The sequence below is a fragment of the Nocardioides sp. JCM 18999 genome (genome assembly GCF_055391175.1).
Genome location: NZ_AP043887.1, coordinates 2,394,385 through 2,411,557, shown reverse-complemented (window position 1 = coordinate 2,411,557; position 17,173 = coordinate 2,394,385). Strand labels below are relative to the sequence as shown.

Genomic DNA, 17,173 nt, shown 5'->3' with positions numbered 1-17,173 from the left:
ATGGTGCGGCTTAGTCGTAAGTCCTGCCTGGCGGCCGCGGTCAGATACCGCGGAGGTGCTGGAGACGGTGGCGTGGCAGAAGCCGCCAAGCCGCAGCAGGCGAGTGTGGGGTCAAAGATCAGGTCGGCCGAACGGATTTCCATGTCCACACACGGGTCTGCGTGACCCACTCTCCACCCAATCCGGCGGTAGCACCGTCGGGCGCTAGGAGGTCCCTATGGACATTGTTGTTACGGCCCGCAACTGCGAGGTCTCCGATCGGTTCCGTGACCACGTCGCGGAGAAGCTGCACCGCTTGGAGAAGCACGACCATCGCCTGATGCGGGTCCACGTCGAAGTGGATTGTGAACCGAACCCCCGCCAGCACAAGGACGCCGTGCACGTCGAGCTCACGGCTTACTCGAAAGGACCCGTGATCCGGGCCGAGGCGTGTGCCGCCGACAAGATGGCAGCCCTCGACATGGCGCTGGACAAGATGGCCTCCCAGATGCGTCGCGCCTCCGATCGGCGCCGGGTCCACCGCGGACGCCACACGCCCGTCTCCGTCGCTGCTGCGCTCGCCGACATCCAACCCCCCGAGGTGATCGTCGAGTCGGAGACCGAGCGGTCGGTCGGACCGATCGCCGTGCTGGGTGACGGCCCGATGGTGGTGCGCGAGAAGGTGCACCCGGCCGCAGCGATGACCCTGGACCAGGCCCTCTACGAGATGGAGCTGGTCGGCCACGACTTCTACCTGTTCGTGGACAAGGAGAGCGAACGACCCTCGGTCGTCTACCGACGCCGGGGTTACGACTACGGAGTCATCGCTCTCGACCTCGCCGAGTGACCCCCTGACATAGTCCGTCCGGGTGGTTCGTGTTTCGTCTCACAAGACGGCCGAACCACCCGGACGTGTCATGATGAACCCATGGCCGCCGCTCTCGACACCCCAGTCCGGGTGATCATCGTCGACGACCAGGAGCTTTTCCGCCGAGGACTCGCGATGGTCCTGTCCACCGAACCGGGCATCGAGGTCGTCGGTGAGGCCGGTGACGGCGAGGCCGGCACGGCCCAGGCGACCCAGACGTCCCCCGACGTGGTGCTGCTGGACATCCGGATGCCCCGCCGGACCGGGCTCGAGGCGTGTGCTGCGATCAAGGCCGCGGTGCCGGCCGCCAAGATCATCATGCTGACGGTCTCCGACGAGGAGGCCGACCTGTACGACGCCGTCAAGGCGGGCGCCAGCGGCTACCTGCTCAAGGACTCCTCCGTCGAGGAGGTCGTCCAGGCGGTTCGGGTGGTCGCCGACGGCCAGTCCCTGATCAGCCCGTCGATGGCGGTCAAGCTGATCGACGAGTTCAAGCAGATGTCTCGGCCCGAACGGGAGAGCGGCACCGGCTTCAAGCTCACCGAGCGCGAGCTCGAGGTGCTGCGCCTGGTCGCCACCGGGATGAACAACCGCGAGATCGCCAAGCAGCTCTTCATCTCCGAGAACACGGTGAAGAACCACGTCCGCAACATCCTGGAGAAGCTGCAGCTGCACTCCCGGATGGAAGCCGTGATGTACGCCGTCCGGGAGAAGCTGCTCGAACTGCCGTGAGCTCGCTCTCGCGGGCACAGGCCCGCCGGATCGCGCTCGCCGCCCAGGGTTTCCTCGACCCCGCCCACGAGGTGCCGACGATGCGCACCTTCACCCGGACGCTCGAACGTACCGGCGTGCTCCAGGTCGACAGCGTCAACGTGCTCCAGCGGGCGCACTACATGCCGCTCTACTCCCGGATGGGGCCCTACGACACCGACCTGCTGCGTCGCGCCTCCGAGGAGCGCCCCCGCCGGATGGTCGAGTACTGGGCCCACGTCCAAGCACTGATGCCGGTCGAGCTGTGGCCGGTGATGCAGTGGCGGATGCAGCACTACCGGGAGCGGCAGTTCAAGTGGTGGAAGGACGTCCCCGTCGACCTGCACGACGGACTCCTCGCCGAGATCCGCGACCGCGGCGCCCTGACCGCGCGTGACCTGGACACGGGTGCTCCCCGGACCAAGGAGCACTGGGGCTGGAACTGGTCGCAGGCCCGGATCGCGCTCGACTACCTGTACATGACCGGTGAGGTCGCCATCGCCGGACGCACCAGCCAGTTCGAGGTCCGCTACGACCTGCCCGAGCGGGTGATCCCCGCCGCCGTCCTGGACCGGCCCACCCCGACCAGGGAGGAGGCGCAGCGCGAGCTGGTGCGTCGGGCGGTCCGCTCCCACGGGGTCGGCACCGCCAAGGACCTCGCCGACTACTACCGGATGGGTGTCACCGACACGAAGACCGCCCTGGCCGACCTGATCGAGGCCGGCGAGGTGCAGCAGGTCCAGGTGGAGGGATGGCGGCAGCCGGCGTACCTCTTCTCCGGGGCCCGCCTGCCGCGGAAGGTGCAGGCGCGGGCGCTGCTGAGCCCGTTCGACCCCGTGGTGTGGGAGCGGGCCCGCACCGAGGCCCTGTTCGACTTCTTCTACCGGATCGAGATCTACGTCCCCGCCGAGAAGCGGGTGCACGGCTACTACGTGCTGCCGTTCCTGCTCGGGGACCGGATCGTCGCCCGGGTCGACCTCAAGGCCGACCGTCGGCTCGGGGTGCTGCTCGTCCAGGGCGCCTACGCCGAGCCCGGAGCCCCGGCCGACACGGCCGAGGAGCTGGCTGCGGAGCTGCGCCGGCTGGCCCGCTGGCTCGGGCTGGACGACGTCGTGGTTGCGCCCCGCGGCGACCTGGCCCAGGCTGTCGGAGCCGACCTCGCCCGTTCGTAGGCCCGTTCGTAGGAGAGACATGACCCGCACCCGCGCCCACAACATCGCTGTCTCGCTGGACGGCTTCGCCACCGGCGAGGGCCAGTCGCTCGAGACCCCGTTCGGACATGCCGGCATGCGGTTGATGGAGTGGTTCTTCCCGACCCGGACGTTCCAGGCCCAGACCGGGAACCGGGAACGGGTCGCTGTCGATCCCGCCACCGACCCCGACGACGCCTTCGCCGCGGCGGCCTGGGAGGGGATCGGAGCGGAGATCATGGGGGCCAACAAGTTCGGTCCGCCCGGATGGGCCGACGACCCGGAGTGGACCGGCTGGTGGGGTGACGAGCCGCCGTTCCACACCCCGGTCTACGTCCTCACCCACCACCCGCGGCCGTCGATCGTCATGGACGGCGGCACCACGTTCCACTTCCGCGACGCCGCCCCGGCCGACGTCCTGGCCGAGGCGACCCGGGCCGCCGACGGGCTCGACGTGCGCATCGGTGGGGGACCGACGATGGTCCGCGAGTTCGTCGCCGCGGGTCTGGTCGACCACCTGCACGTGGTCGTGGTGCCGATCCTGCTGGGTCGCGGTGTCCGCCTGTGGGACGGCCTCGAGGGGATCGAGTCGTCGTACGACGTGGCCTCGGTCACAACGCCGAGCGGAGTCACCCACATGACTTTCACGCGCCACCGGTAGAGTTCTCCCTCGTGGCCATTCTCGACAAGATCCTCCGCATCGGCGAGGGCAAGATCCTCCGACAGCTCGAGGGGATCGCCCAGGCAGTGAACGCGATCGAGGACGACTTCGTCGCGATGAGCGACGAGGAGCTGATCGGTCAGACCGAGGCTCTCCGTGCCCGCTACCAGGGCGGCGAATCGCTCGACGACCTGATGTACGAGGCGTTCGCGACCGTGCGTGAGGCGGGCAAGCGGGTCCTCGGCATGCGCCATTTCGACGTCCAGATCATGGGTGGTGCGGCGCTGCACCTCGGCAACATCGCCGAGATGAAGACCGGTGAGGGCAAGACCCTCGTCGCGACGCTGCCGGCCTACCTCAACGCCCTGGCGGGCGAGGGCGTGCACGTGGTCACCGTCAACGACTACCTGGCGACGTACCAGTCCGAGCAGATGGGCCGCATCTTCAGCTTCCTCGGGCTGACCACCGGCGTGATCCTGCCCGACATGACCCCGGCGGAGCGCCGGACCGCGTACGGCTGCGACATCACCTACGCGACCAACAACGAGCTCGGCTTCGACTACCTGCGCGACAACATGGCCTCCTCGATCGAGGACTGCGTCCAGCGCGGCCACTTCTACGCCTGCGTCGACGAGGTCGACTCGATCCTGATCGACGAGGCCCGGACCCCGCTGATCATCTCCGGCCCGACCGAGGACGACGTCAAGTGGTACGGCGAGTTCTCCCGGATCGTCGCGAAGATGGAGATCGACAAGCACTACGAGGTCGACGAGAAGAAGCGGACGATCTCCGTCCTCGAGGACGGCATCACCGTCGTCGAGGACCACCTCGGCATCGAGAACCTCTACGAGTCGGTCAACACCCCGCTCATCTCCTTCATGAACAACGCGGTCAAGGCCAAGGAGCTGTTCCGCAAGGACAAGGAGTACGTCGTCATGAACGGCGAGGTGCTCATCGTCGACGAGCACACCGGCCGCATCCTGTCCGGTCGCCGCTACAACGACGGTCTCCACCAGGCGATCGAGGCCAAGGAGGGCGTCGAGGTCAAGGAGGAGTACCAGACGCTGGCCACGGTCACGCTGCAGAACTTCTTCCGGCTCTACGACAAGCTCTCCGGGATGACCGGTACGGCCATGACCGAGGCCAGCGAGTTCGACAAGATCTACGGTCTCGGCGTCGTCCCGATCCCGACCAACAAGCCGATGCTCCGGATCGACCAGGCCGACCTCGTCTACCGCACCGAGGAGGCGAAGTACCTCGCCGTCGTCGAGGACGTCGCGGAGCGCAGTGCGTCGGGTCAGCCGGTCCTGATCGGAACGGTCTCGGTCGAGAAGTCCGAGCACCTCTCCGCGCTGCTGCGCAAGAAGGGCGTGCCGCACACCGTCCTCAACGCCAAGGCGCACGAGAACGAGGCCAAGGTCGTCGCGCTCGCCGGTCACAAGGGCGCCGTCACGGTGGCGACCAACATGGCCGGTCGAGGCACCGACATCATGCTCGGTGGTTCGGTCGAGTTCCTCGCCGACCAGGAGCTGCGTCAGCGCGGCATCGAGCCCACCGGTGAGACCGAGGACGCCTACAACGAGGCCTGGCCCGCCACCGTCGAGTCGGTCAAGGCCCGCGTCGCGGCCGAGCACGACGAGGTCAAGGAGCTCGGCGGTCTCTACGTGCTGGGCACCGAGCGGCACGAGTCCCGCCGGATCGACAACCAGCTGCGTGGTCGTTCCGGCCGCCAGGGTGACCCGGGCGAGTCGCGGTTCTACCTCTCGCTCGAGGACGAGCTGATGCGCCTGTTCAAGTCCGAGTGGGTCGACCGGGTGCTGCAGGCTCTCCGGATCCCCGACGACGTCCCGATCGAGGCCAAGCGCGTCACGGGCGCCATCGCCAGCGCCCAGGGCCAGGTCGAGTCGCAGAACTTCGAGTCCCGCAAGAACGTGCTCAAGTACGACGACGTGATGGACCGTCAGCGCAAGGTCGTCTACTCCGAGCGTCGCGAGGTGCTCGAGGGTGCCGACCTGGCCGAGCAGATCCGCACCTTCCTCGACGACGTCGTCGAGGGCGCGGTGAAGAGCCACACCGAGGAGGTCACCCAGGAGTGGGACCTCGAGCAGCTGTGGACGGACCTCGGCCAGCTCTGGCCGGTGTCGCTGGACCTCGAGGAGCTCGAGGACGAGGCCGGTGGCCGCGAGGGCATGGACCGCGACGACCTGATCGAGGACCTCAAGACCGACGCGCACGCCGCCTACGACCGCCGCGAGGAGGAGATCACCTCCGAGGTCATGCGTGAGCTCGAGCGCCGTGTCCTGCTCTCGGTGCTCGACCGCAAGTGGCGCGAGCACCTCTACGAGATGGACTACCTGCGTGAGGGCATCTCGCTGCGGGCCTACGCCCAGCGCGACCCGCTGGTCGAGTACCAGCGCGAGGGCTTCGAGATGTTCAGCGCGATGATGGACTCGATCAAGGAGGAGGCCGTCGGCTTCCTGTTCAACCTCGACGTCCAGGTCGAGTCCGAGCAGGAGGTGCACTACCACGCCGACGGCACGGCGCACGCCGGGCCGATGCACGAGGGTGCCTTCGCCGAGCCGCCGGCCGGCCTCGTCGAGGCGGCCGCTCCGCAGATCAAGGCCAAGGGTCTGGACACGCCCGCGAAGCCGCGCAACCTCACCTACTCCGCGCCGGACGAGTCCGGGGACGAGTCGGTGGTGAACCCGTCGGCGACGGTCTCCAACGCCGACGACCCGTTCGCCGGCGTGGGTCGCAACGAGGCCTGCCCGTGCGGCAGTGGCAAGAAGTACAAGGCCTGCCACGGTCGTTCCGGTGGACCGACGGGGCAGAGCTCGCGGGTCGGCTGAGCCGGGCCCGTCACGGGCTCAGCTGAAGTCCAGCGCGGTGCAGACCCAGCGGTCGCGCTGACGCTCGAAGCGGGCTGCCACCGCACGGGACCGGTTGCCGTACCGGACGTGCAGGCCGGCTTCGACGATCGCGTCGCTGACGAAGCAGGTGTGCACGCCGACCACGCGCGGATGCACGGGTTGCACCCGTGCCTCACCCGGGTGGTGACCGCCGGCACGAGCCACCAGCTCGGCCCGGCGGCGCAGGTCGGCGAAGACCCGCGGCGCCGTCCACCGCGAGAGCTGGTGCGGCGGGCGGTCCCCGCCCACGATCTCCACGGCCGCCTGGGCGTACCGGGTCGCCCACAGCTCGACCTCCCGTCGCGCTGACGCGCCGATCTCGACGACGTCGGCGCCGGTCCCGGTGGTCGTCGGCCGAGTCCGTGGCGGTTCCCGCCGGGGCTCCAGGGCCAGGGCGAGGGTGCCCTGGACGCTCGCGATCGGAGTGGTCGGCAGGGCGACCACGCGGGCCGAGCTCATCGCCGGCTCCCGACAGCGGCGAGTGCGTCCGGCACGGTGAGCGCCATCCCGGGCAGGATCACGCCCGGGTCGGCGCCGATCAGCTCACGGTTCGCGCGATACAGCTCGTTCCAGCCCCGAGCGACGGCCTCGACGTCGGCGTCGGGAAGCAGGCGCTCGGTGATCCGCCACAGCGAGTCGCCTGGCCGGACCTCCACCCGGCCGTGGGTCGGGTCCTTCTGGTCGCTGCGCGTGCTCGGCTGCTGGCGCGCTCCGGGATCGACGTCGGTGGTGCGGTCCGGCAGCGGCAGCCCTGCGATCAGGGTGGCGATCTGAGCGGCTTCCGGGTCCTGGCCGTGGTCGGTGGCGGCCAGCGCCGGAGCCGCCGCGGCGAGGGTCACGCCGCACGCCAGGAAGACCAGACGACGCAGCCCGGCGGGGACCCCCGGACGCTGTTCCCGAGGACTCGCGCGCCACGCGTCGGCGACACAGGCGAGGACGGCGAGCCAGCCCCAGGCGAGGCAGGCCAGCAGGGCGAGAAGGCAGGCCCGCAGCACCAGGGCATCGAGTCCGAGGGTGCCCGCGGCCGGGCGACGGAGCTCGCCGAGGAGCTGGTGGGCCAGGAGCGCGGCGGCCACGGTGGCCCCGGCGGCGACGGCGAGCGAGCGACAACGAGACGAGCGCATACGAGTCCTCCCGAGATCCGTATCTTTGCGTTTGCGTTTGTTTGACTATCAAACGCCTCGTTTGTTGAGGTCGTCAATGGCGACTCCAGCGGTTGGGGACAAGGCGGGAGTCGGTGCGCCCGGGGGCGGGGCGAGCCTGGCTCGGGTCAGGCGTGGCGGACGGCGGCCAACGCCGCCAGGGCCGTCAGCGTGACGCGCCCGTCGGCGCCGACGACCTCGACGAAGTCCGCCCCGACCCGGGCCAGGACACCCTCCACGGTGCCGCCGTCGGTCAGGTGGACCACGCACGGCGTCCCCGCCTCGGCCAGCCCGCGCAGCGCCGAACCGAGCCCGAGGCGGGCCGTGACCGGCCAGGCGATCTCCGGGACCGCGCGTGGTCGGCTCCCGCGGACGGTCATGATCGCCGCCTGCCGGATCAACCACTCGGCGCGGTGCAGGCGGAGCAGCAGCCAGCCGGTGCCGACCCGGTCGATGGTCCCGTGCAGGGCTCCGACGCCGTGCACCTCGAGGCTGACGTCGTGGCCGACCTCGGCCATCAGTCGGGCTGCGAGGGTGACCTGGAGGTACTCGCTCCGGCTGCGATCGGCGAGCTCGTCGTCGCGGTCGGCCTGGAACGCAGACTCGGCCCGAGCCTCGAGGTCGTCGAGCAGGGCTGCCAGCGCGAGCGGGTCGCTCGGTTCGGCAGGCTCCTCGACCATCGAACGGCTCAGGTGGCGTCGACGTCGAAGGGGGGCTTCTCGCCCGGGCGCAGCGGTCGCTGCCGCGGTGCTCCCGCGGCCGCGCCCTGAGCGGCCATCTCCTCGTCGGTGAGGATCTGGTTCATCTGCTTGCGGACGAACTCGCGCGGGTCCAGGTCACGCAGCTCGAGGTCGGAGTACTCCGGCCCCAGCTCGGTGCGCAGCTGGTCGCGGGCGCCGTCGGCGAAACGCTTGGCCTCCCGGGCGAACCGGCCCGCCTGACGGGCGAACTCCGGGAGTCGGTCCGGGCCGAAGACCAGGATCGCGACGAACGCGATCACGGCGAGCTCCGGCAGGCCGACTCCGAACATGCTGGGAAGCCTAGAGGATCGGGTCGATCAGAACTTGCTGGACGGGGTCAGCCCGAGCTGGAGTCCGGCCAGCCCGCGACCGCGACCGGTCAGGGTCTCCGAGATCCGGACCAGCTCGAGCGCGGCCGGTGCGGTCGGGTCGGCCTCGACGACCGGCTTGCCGGCGTCGCCACCCTCACGCAGGGACATCTCGAACGGCACCTCGCCGAGCAGCGGGACGGGAGTGCCGAAGCGCTGCGACAGGGTCGCGGCGACCCGCTCACCGCCACCGGCGCCGAAGATCTCGAGCCGGTGCTCGATGCCCTCCGCCGTGCAGTGCGGGCACGGCAGGTAGCTCATGTTCTCGACCACGCCGACGACGCGCTGGTGCATCATCTCCGCCATCGTGCCGGCGCGCTCGGCGACCTCGGCGGCCGCCTCCTGGGGCGTGGTGACCACGACGACCTCGGCGTTGGGCAGGTACTGGCCCAGCGAGATCGCGACGTCGCCGGTGCCCGGCGGCAGGTCGAGCAGCAGGGCGTCGAGGTCGCCCCAGTAGACGTCGGCCAGCATCTGGCGCAGGGCCCGGTCGAGCATCGGTCCGCGCCAGGCGACGACCTGGTCGCGGCGCGGCTTGAGCATGCCGATCGAGATCACCGAGACACCGGACGCGGTCGGCACCGGCATGATCAGGTCCTCGACCTGGGTCGGGCGTGAGTCGGCCACCCCCAGCATCGCCGGGATGGAGTGGCCGTAGATGTCGGCGTCGACGATGCCGACCTTGAGCCCGGCCCGGGCCATCGCGACAGCCAGGTTGACCGTGGTCGAGGACTTGCCGACGCCACCCTTGCCGGACGCGATCGCGAAGACGCGGGTCAGCGATCCGGGCTGGGCGAACGGGATCTCACGCTGGGCCGCGCCGCCGGAGAGCAGGTTGCGCATCTCGGTGCGCTGCTCGTCGGTCATCACGCCGAGCTCGAGGTTGATCCCGGTGACGCCGTCGACCGCGTCCAGCGCCGCGGTGACGTCCCGGTTGATCGTGTCCTTGAGCGGGCAGCCCGACACGGTGAGGAGGACCTTGACGTCGACGACGCCGTCGGCGGAGACGTCGACGCTGTCGACCATCCCGAGCTCGGTGATCGGCCGCTTGATCTCCGGGTCGTTGACCGTCGCCAGTGCCGCCTGGATCCGCTCGAGCAATGCTTCGTTCCCCGTACTCACGAGGGGAGAGCCTACGCGCCCGGTGCCTCGCGTCCCGCTTCGGTGTCTCGGTCCCGCTGGTCGCCGCGATCCTCACGTTCGTCGAGCTCGGCCAGGAGCGAACGCAGCTCGGAGCGGAGGAAGTCACGGGTGGCGACCTCGCCGAGCGCCATCCGGAGCGAGGCGACCTCGCGGGCGAGGAACTCCATGTCGGCCTGGGCCTGGGCGTTGACCCGGCGGTCCTGATCGGCGATCACCCGGTCGCGGTCCTCCTGGCGGTTCTGCGCGAGCAGGATCAGGGGGGCGGCGTACGACGCCTGCAGGCTGAGGATGAGGGTCAGGAAGGTGAACGAGTAGGGGTCGAAGCGTGCTTCCTCGGGCGCCAGTGTGTTCCACAGGAACCAGACGACGACGAACGCGGTCATCTGGATGAGGAACTTCGCGGTGCCCATGTAGCGGGCGAACCGCTCGGCGAAGACTCCGAACTCGTCGGTGTTCAGGGTGGGACGCCTGATCAGTCGGCTGCGACGCAGGTCCCGCGGCGTGTCGAGCCGGGGGCGCGGGGTCGGGTCCGAGGTCTTAGCCATGGCTGCGCACCGCCTTGTCACGCCAGTCGTCGGGAAGCATGTGGTCGAGCAGGTCGTCGACGCTCACGGCGCCGACCAGGCGTCCGTTGTCGTCCACGACCGGTGCTGCGACGAGGTTGTACGTCGCCAGGTGGGCCGCCACCTCGTCCAGCGTGCTGCCGGGACGCAGCGCCTGGAGGTCGGTGTCCATCGCCCCGGCGACCAGGCTCGAAGGAGGTTCACGGAGGAGCCGCTGGATGTGGGCGACGCCCAGGAACTTGCCGGTCGGTGCCTCCAGCGGCGGGCGGCAGACGTAGACCAGCGCGGCCAGGGCCGGGGTGAGCTCGGGGTTGCGGACGTGGGCCAGTGCGTCGGCCACGGTCGCGTCGGGTCCGAGGATGACCGGTTCGGGGGTCATCATGGCGCCGGCGGTGTCCTCGGCGTAGGACAGGAGCCGCTTGACGTCCTCGGCCTCCTCGGGCTCCATCAGGTCCAGCAGCGTCGCCGCGGTCTCGGGAGGGAGCTCGGCGATCAGGTCGGCGGCGTCGTCCGGCGACATCTCCTCGAGCACGTCGGCGGCGCGCTCGGAGTCGAGCGCCTCGAGGATCTCGACCTGGTCGTCCTCCGGGAGCTCCTCGAGCACCTCGGCGAGCCGCTCGTCGTCGAGGCTGGCCGCCACCTGGCGACGACGCTCGACGGGGAGGTCGTGGATCAGCTGGGCGGCGTCGGCCGGCCGCATCTCGGAGATCGCCTGGACGAGCTGGGTCGCCGCCTGGGTGGGGGAGCGCTGCGACAGCCCCGCGACGTCCTGCCACTCCACGACGTGGGTCTGGCCGCGGCGCCGCAGGCCCTTGGAGGGCTCCTCGACGGCCACGCGGGAGAGCACCCAGTCCCGGTTGCGGGCCTGCTCCATCGCGACGTCGTAGACCGTCCCCTCGATCCCGTTGGTCGTGATCGTGACCTGCCGGTCGAGCATCTGGCCGATCACCAGGGTCTCGGTCGGACGCTGCTCGAAGCGGCGCATGTTGACCAGCCCCGTGGTCGTGAGCTGGCCCGAGTCGATGCTCGTCACCCGGGTCATGGGGACGAAGATCCGGCGTCGACCGAACACCTCGACCAGGACCCCGAGCACCCGAGGCTGACTGCCTTCGGCTCGGACGCTGACGACCAGGTCGCGGACCTTGCCGACCTGATCGCCGACCGGGTCGAAGATCGGCAGCCCGACGAGTCGGGCGACGTAGACGCGCGTCGGTGTGGTGCTCACGTGCCAACGCTAGTGGAACAGTCGGATCGCCCGCCCGTAGGTGGTCGGTGTCGGCAGGGCGGGATGCCCGATCAGGGTGGTCACGATGTTCGCCACGTTCGCGTTGCGCAGCGGCTGCGCCCCGCCGTACCCGGGCCGCGTCGTGCCCGGATCGCGGAAGGTCGGGTTCAGCTGGTAGAGGTCACCGACCGTGATGCCGTGGCCCCAGACCACCAGCGGAACCTGGTAGTTGGTGAGGGCGCTGCCGGTGGTGCTGCGGCCGCTCCCGCCGCCGCTGGAGGTCAGCACGACGGCGGTGGAGCTCGCCAGTGCGGGCGTGGAGCGGATCAGGGCGATGATCCGACCGACCCGGGCGTCGGCCCGCCGGACGGCGCTCAGGTACTTCGTGCCGAAGAACCCGTGGGCCTCGCCGACGAGGCGGGGATTCGAGAGCTGGACGTAGGAGACGGTGCGCGGGTTCGAGGTGAGCTGCTTGGTGAGCACCGTGATCGCCTCGGAGTCCTTGGCCCGGATGCTGGCGGCGGTCAGCTTGTTCGTGCCGTAGTCCACGCCCTGGCTGTCGGCGAGCCCGGCGCGGGCGCTCCGGATCACGATCGCGGCGTTGGGGTCGGTCGACATGAAGCTGGTGCTGCCGCCCTGGTTGTGCACGGTGTCGAAGAGCGTGTTGACGTAGGCGCCGGTCTTCGACTTCAGGGTGCGGTACGACTTCAGCCGGGGCTTGTCCTGGGCGAACGAGACGTTGTGCCCGCCGAGCGACGTGCTCACCGGGCGGCCCGTCAGGGTGGTGACCAGGTTCGGCAGGGAACCGACGTTCTCCGCGGTCGTGCGCGCGTTGAGGGTGCTGACGCCCGTCGCCCGCAGGGCGGCGATCCGGGGCGCGTAGCCGGCCCGGGCACCGCTGATCGCGGCCGAGGGCAGCCCCTCCACGTCGAGCACGACGACCCGCTTGATCCCCGAGCGCTGGACGGCGGGGGCGGCGATGGTCGTGTCGGCCCAGATCACCGGGTGGTCGGTGGTCTTCTTCACGTACGCCGAGCGCACCGACTGGTAGCCGTTCCACTGCACGTCCGGGGTGGTCATGATCCAGTCGATCTGCGGCGACTTCGGCAACGTGCAGCTCTTCGTGGTGCGGATGCCGCCGTTGACGGCCCGCATCGAGGTCTTCGCGGTGAAGCGGCAGTAGAACTTCGACCGGTCGTTCATGTCACCGGTGAAGATGATCGGCGTGGTCGGGTGCTGGGCACGGAGCGCGTTGAACGTCGCGGCCTGGATGTCGACCGACTGGTCGCGGTACTTCTGCGCGTTGCCCTCGGTGTTGGCCGGGTTGTGCGTGTTCGTCACGTACACCTGCTGACCGGTCGCTCTGTTCTGCAGCAGCACGATCGGCTTCACCACGTTGCGTCCGCTGAAGTAGGGCGCGTTGTAGTAGCTCTTGCTGATCGCGGTCCACAGGTCCTTGCGCCAGGCGATCGAGTTGTCGTTGACGTTGCCCTGGTTCTTGCCGGCGAACGATCCACCCGGCCACAGCTCGAAGCTGGCGCCCATCTCGGCCTTGAAGACGGCGATCTGAGGGACCTGCATCTCCTGGAACCCGATGATCTGGAGGTTGTTCGCCCGGATGATCTGGTTGGCCTGGGACTGGCGGGCGCGGCCGTCGAGCCAGCCCTTGCGGTAGCCGCTCCGGCTGGGGTCGGTGTGCGAGTAGCCCAGCACGTTGAACGTCGAGACCCGGGCGGTCGTCGGCAGCCACGGCGCGGTCGGCGTCGGCGGGCTGGTCGGGCTCGGGCTGGTCGTCGTCGAGCTCGATGCCGAGGCGGAGCCTGACCCTGCGGCCAGTGTTGCCTGCGGTGCCGTAGCGGGGGTGTGGGCCGCGAGGACCAGCGCTCCGCCGGTGGCGATGACGACGAGGCTGACGCCGAGGGCGATCAGGGCGCGCCAGGAGAACCCTGGTGCGCGCGCCGACTCGGCGCTCTGGTCGGGGTGGGACTGCATGAGGTCTCCAGACCTTCGGGAAGCGATCCCAGCCGATACTAATGTGACAGCAGTGATTTCTGAGGCGGCCGGACGCGGGAAAAGACCGTCCTGGGTCGGAAGCCGCGGGTAAGATCTGGCGGTGCCTCGCCTCTCCCGCTCGCTCGTCCTCGACGTCTCCGTCGTGGCCGCGATCCTGATCCTGCTCGCAGGACTGGTCGGCGCCGGGATCTGGTTCAACCGGTCGACCTCGGAGGCCGGACCGCCTCCGAAGGCGGTTGCCTCCGGCACCGTCCAGCACTCCTCGCTCGGGCCGTCGCCCTCGGCCAGCCCGGCCTCGCAGGACCCGTCGCCGAGCGCCTCGGCCGCAACCGCGCCGACGACTCCGGCCGGACCGGGCATGCCCCCAGCCGCCTCCCAGGCCGCGCTCGCCCAGCGCGCGCAGGCCGGGGCCGACGCCGGGCTGGTCTTCCGGTTGGCGACGTTCAACGTGCTCGGCGCCTCGCACACCACGAAGAAGGGCGACTCGCGGATCAAGCGGCCCTACACCGAGCGGATGAACTACGCGATCCAGGTCCTGGCCGCGCACAAGGCCGACGTCGTCGGGTTCCAGGAGTTCGAGTCGCCCCAGGCACGACTGTTCACCAACCTGGTCGGTCCGGTGTGGGGGCTGTGGCCGCCCGCCGGCGGCGGGGGAGCCGACGGACGCAACTCCATCGGCTACCTCAAGGAGAAGTGGGAACTGGTCACCGGGACGTCGCTGAGCATCCCCTACTTCAACGGGCACGGTTTCGCCTCGCCGGTCGCGCTGCTGCGTGACCGGAGCACCGGCCGGACCGTCTGGTTCATCAACGTGCACAACCCCGCCGACACCTGGAAGTACCACGGTCAGGCTCCCTACCGGGCCGCTGCGGTGCGCAAGGAGCTCGCGGCGATGCGCGAGCTGTCCGCCGACGGGACGCCGGTGGTGCTGCTCGGTGACATGAACGCGAAGGACGCCTTCTACTGCGCTGCGGTCGGGTCCGGGCTCGGCCTGACCTTCCCGAACCCGGGCGGCGTCGACGCCTCAGGCACCTGTGTGGGTCCCCGCCCCAGCACGATCGACTGGATGGTCGGGACCCGCGGCATGGTCTGGTCGGGCTACGTCAAGGACCGCAGCGACCTGACCCGGCTGGCCACCGACCACCCGGTCTACTCGGCCTCGGTCAGCGTCGGGTCCGGGCAGAACCAGTAGGTCTCGGAGTGGCGCCGGTAGCTCTTGCAGCCGTTGTCGCCGGCCGCCGGCTCGATCGTGGCGGTCGAGGTGATGATCGGGTGGTCGGAGATCTTCGGTGAGCTCCGAGGGCGGTAGTCCCGGTTGTAGTCGCTGAAGGACACCTGGTCCCCGCTGCCCCAGACCCAGTCGATCCACAGGCTCCCCGACGGGTTGCAGGAGCCACCGTCGGCGTGCGAACCGTCGGCCGACCTCATCCCGGCACCGACCGCGATCCGGCACACCACCGCGGACCGGTCGTTGAGGTCCCCGGTGAAGAAGACCGGGGTGCCGTCAGCGTGCAGCGCCTTGATCTTGGCGACCTCGATGCCGATCGCCCGCGACCGCCAACCGCCGCACTTGCAGCCGAACACGTCGGCCGGGTTGTGCACGTTCATCCACCAGATCATCCGGCCGGTCTTCGCGTGCCGGAGCAGGACGATCGGCATCGCCCGCTTCTTGCCGAAGAAGTAGGGGATGTCCTGGAGCTGTCCGTCGACGAGCTCCCAGACGTCCGGGTCCCAGGCGATCGAGTTCTCGCCCTCCAGCCGGCTCCCGGTGTCCGGGTAGGAGACCATGCCGGCGTTGGACAGGAACGCGGAGCGCTGGTTGGACTGGAACTCCTGGAGACCCACGACGCTGACGCCCTTGGCCTTGGTCAGCGCGCCGGCACGGGCGGCCCGCCCCGGACCGTTCTTCAGATGGCTGGAGCCGAGGATGTTGAAGGACGACGCGACGAAGGTGGTCGGCTTGCGGGGGTTCCCGCTCACGTAGCTCATGCCCTTGGCCGCGAAGCGCTTCTTCAGCTCCGCCAGGGTGTAGATCCGGGTGGTGAAGTTCACCCCGGCGACGACCGGTGCCGGCGCCTTCGACACCGACCCGGCGGTGCGCTCGGCGGTGTCGGCCGCCATCGGGCCGACCCGGACGGCCAACCCGAGGAGGACCAGGCCGGCGGTGACCAGCAACGCGGCGATCGCCACCCCCGGGGACAGCGGGAGTCGGTTCGCCGATCGCGAAGCCGAGTGCTGTCCCATGCCGGCGAACTTTACGTCGGCCTGCCTGACCCGTGGGATTCCTCACAACCACGGCCCCATACCTGCGAGTAACATCCGCACGTTAACTCTGTTGCGCTTGTGAAGGAGCTCCACCATGGGTCGTCTCGCCCAGACCGAAGGACTGACCGAGGATCAGGTCGCGATCCTCAGCGTCATCCACGACTTCGTCGAGGACAAGATCATCCCGGTCGCCCAGGAGCTCGAGCACTCCGACACCTACCCGACCGAGATCATCGAGGGGCTCAAGGAGCTCGGCGTCTTCGGCCTGACCATCCCCGAGGAGTTCGGGGGCCTGGGTGAGTCGCTGCTGACCTACGCGCTGGTCGTCGAGGAGATCGCCCGCGGCTGGATGAGCGTCTCCGGCGTGATCAACACCCACTTCATCGTGGCCTACCTGCTGATGCAGCACGGCACCGAGGAGCAGAAGGCGAAGTACCTCCCGCGGATGGCGACCGGCGAGGTGCGCGGCGCCTTCTCCATGTCGGAGCCCGGTCTCGGCTCCGACGTCTCGGCCGTCTCCACCAAGGCGACCCGGCTCGAGGACGGTTCGTACTCGATCACCGGCCAGAAGATGTGGCTCACCAACGGTGCGACCTCGACCCTGGTCGCCGTCCTGACGAAGACCGACGAGGGTTCGGACTCGGTCTACAAGAACATGACCACCTTCCTCGTCGAGAAGGAGGCCGGCTTCGGCCAGACCGCTCAGGGCATCACCGTCCCCGGCAAGATCGACAAGATGGGTTACAAGGGCGTCGAGACCACCGAGCTGGTGATCGAGGGCCACCAGATCGGTGCCGACCAGATCCTCGGCGGCGAGCCCGGCAAGGGCTTCTTCCAGATGATGGACGGCGTCGAGGTCGGCCGGGTCAACGTCGCCGCCCGCGCCTGCGGCCTGCAGATCCGCGGCTTCGAGCTCGGTGTGGCCTACGCCCAGCAGCGCAAGACGTTCGGCAAGCAGATCGCCGACCACCAGGCCGTCCTGTTCCGGCTCGCCGAGATGGCGACCAAGGTCGAGGTCTCGCACACGATGATGGTGCGCGCGGCGAAGCTCAAGGACACCGGGAAGCGGATGGACGTCGAGGCCGGGATGGCCAAGATGGTCGCCTCCGAGTACGCCAACGAGGTCGTGGAGGACTCCTTCCGGATCCACGGCGGCTACGGCTACTCCAAGGAGTACGAGATCGAGCGCCTCATGCGTGAGGTCAAGTTCATGCTGATCGGTGAGGGCACCTCCGACATCCAGAAGATGATCATCGGTCGTCAGCTGCTCAAGGAGTACAAGCTCTAGTCGGTCCTCGACTAAAGTCACCGGCGGCTGGACACGGACCGGAGTTGGTCCGGGAGAGCTGCACGGAGG

At 69.5% G+C, this 17,173-nt stretch carries 16 protein-coding genes; 7 read left to right on the top strand and 9 right to left on the bottom strand.

Translation table 11 applies throughout. The features are described from left to right. Positions 1-217 precede the first annotated feature (217 nt). The 5 genes from hpf to secA all read left to right on the top strand — a co-directional run bounded on the left by hpf (position 218) and on the right by secA (position 6,297). Positions 218-826 carry a ribosome hibernation-promoting factor, HPF/YfiA family gene (gene hpf / locus ACZ5J1_RS11820; RefSeq protein WP_464558985.1) on the top strand — a complete coding sequence of 203 codons (609 nt, stop codon included), beginning with the start codon at positions 218-220 and terminating at the stop codon, positions 824-826. An 81-nt stretch (positions 827-907) separates the two neighbouring features. After that, positions 908-1,579, top strand: coding sequence for a response regulator (locus ACZ5J1_RS11815; RefSeq protein ID WP_464558983.1), 672 nt, complete (start codon positions 908-910; stop codon positions 1,577-1,579). Further along, positions 1,576-2,769: a winged helix-turn-helix domain-containing protein gene (locus tag ACZ5J1_RS11810; RefSeq protein WP_464558981.1), complete on the top strand. Its 1,194-nt coding sequence runs from the start codon at positions 1,576-1,578 to the stop codon at positions 2,767-2,769. The genes ACZ5J1_RS11815 and ACZ5J1_RS11810 overlap by 4 nt, the downstream gene beginning before the upstream one ends. A gap of 19 nt (positions 2,770-2,788) precedes the next feature. Next, entirely contained in the window at positions 2,789-3,448 is a 660-nt protein-coding gene (locus ACZ5J1_RS11805; RefSeq protein WP_464558979.1) for a dihydrofolate reductase family protein, read from the top strand. Positions 3,449-3,459: 11 nt separating this feature from the next. Further along, on the top strand, positions 3,460-6,297 hold the full coding sequence (gene secA, locus ACZ5J1_RS11800; RefSeq protein WP_464558977.1) for a preprotein translocase subunit SecA: 2,838 nt from the start codon (positions 3,460-3,462) through the stop codon (positions 6,295-6,297). An 18-nt stretch (positions 6,298-6,315) separates the two neighbouring features. Here secA and ACZ5J1_RS11795 read toward each other — a convergent pair whose 3' ends face one another. The 8 genes from ACZ5J1_RS11795 to ACZ5J1_RS11760 form a co-directional block, all read right to left on the bottom strand. Further along, positions 6,316-6,816 (bottom strand): Rv3235 family protein, encoded by a 501-nt coding sequence (locus ACZ5J1_RS11795; RefSeq protein WP_464558975.1) that lies wholly within the window; start codon positions 6,814-6,816, stop codon positions 6,316-6,318. Beyond that, positions 6,813-7,481, bottom strand: coding sequence for a LysM peptidoglycan-binding domain-containing protein (locus tag ACZ5J1_RS11790; protein WP_464558973.1), 669 nt, complete (start codon positions 7,479-7,481; stop codon positions 6,813-6,815). The genes ACZ5J1_RS11795 and ACZ5J1_RS11790 overlap by 4 nt, the downstream gene beginning before the upstream one ends. A 146-nt stretch (positions 7,482-7,627) precedes the next feature. Next, a complete protein-coding gene (locus ACZ5J1_RS11785) occupies positions 7,628-8,179 on the bottom strand; it encodes a hypothetical protein (RefSeq protein WP_464558971.1) in 552 nt (183 codons plus the stop codon). 8 nt (positions 8,180-8,187) lie between these two features. Next, complete coding sequence (locus ACZ5J1_RS11780) at positions 8,188-8,529, bottom strand: sec-independent translocase (protein ID WP_464558969.1); 342 nt, start codon at positions 8,527-8,529, stop codon at positions 8,188-8,190. 27 nt (positions 8,530-8,556) lie between these two features. Then, positions 8,557-9,729 (bottom strand): Mrp/NBP35 family ATP-binding protein, encoded by a 1,173-nt coding sequence (locus ACZ5J1_RS11775; RefSeq protein ID WP_464558967.1) that lies wholly within the window; start codon positions 9,727-9,729, stop codon positions 8,557-8,559. Positions 9,730-9,740: 11 nt separating this feature from the next. Continuing rightward, positions 9,741-10,295: a DUF1003 domain-containing protein gene (locus tag ACZ5J1_RS11770; RefSeq protein ID WP_464558965.1), complete on the bottom strand. Its 555-nt coding sequence runs from the start codon at positions 10,293-10,295 to the stop codon at positions 9,741-9,743. Further along, positions 10,288-11,538: a magnesium transporter MgtE N-terminal domain-containing protein gene (locus ACZ5J1_RS11765; protein ID WP_464558963.1), complete on the bottom strand. Its 1,251-nt coding sequence runs from the start codon at positions 11,536-11,538 to the stop codon at positions 10,288-10,290. The genes ACZ5J1_RS11770 and ACZ5J1_RS11765 overlap by 8 nt, the downstream gene beginning before the upstream one ends. A gap of 9 nt (positions 11,539-11,547) precedes the next feature. Then, positions 11,548-13,530 carry an endonuclease/exonuclease/phosphatase family protein gene (locus tag ACZ5J1_RS11760; protein ID WP_464558961.1) on the bottom strand — a complete coding sequence of 661 codons (1,983 nt, stop codon included), beginning with the start codon at positions 13,528-13,530 and terminating at the stop codon, positions 11,548-11,550. Between the two features lie 121 nt (positions 13,531-13,651). Here ACZ5J1_RS11760 and ACZ5J1_RS11755 point away from each other — a divergent pair, with 121 nt between their 5' ends. Further along, on the top strand, positions 13,652-14,743 hold the full coding sequence (locus ACZ5J1_RS11755) for an endonuclease/exonuclease/phosphatase family protein (protein ID WP_464558959.1): 1,092 nt from the start codon (positions 13,652-13,654) through the stop codon (positions 14,741-14,743). On the opposite strand, the gene ACZ5J1_RS11750 is transcribed toward ACZ5J1_RS11755, so the two are convergent. Further along, the gene (locus ACZ5J1_RS11750) at positions 14,701-15,795 is read right to left on the bottom strand and encodes an exonuclease/endonuclease/phosphatase family protein (protein ID WP_464558957.1); all 1,095 of its coding nucleotides are present in this window, start codon (positions 15,793-15,795) and stop codon (positions 14,701-14,703) included. The two genes, ACZ5J1_RS11755 and ACZ5J1_RS11750, sit on opposite strands and share 43 nt — an antisense overlap. 115 nt (positions 15,796-15,910) lie before the next feature. Between ACZ5J1_RS11750 and ACZ5J1_RS11745 the strand changes: the two genes are divergently transcribed. Then, entirely contained in the window at positions 15,911-17,104 is a 1,194-nt protein-coding gene (locus tag ACZ5J1_RS11745; RefSeq protein ID WP_464558955.1) for an acyl-CoA dehydrogenase family protein, read from the top strand. Positions 17,105-17,173 lie beyond the last annotated feature (69 nt).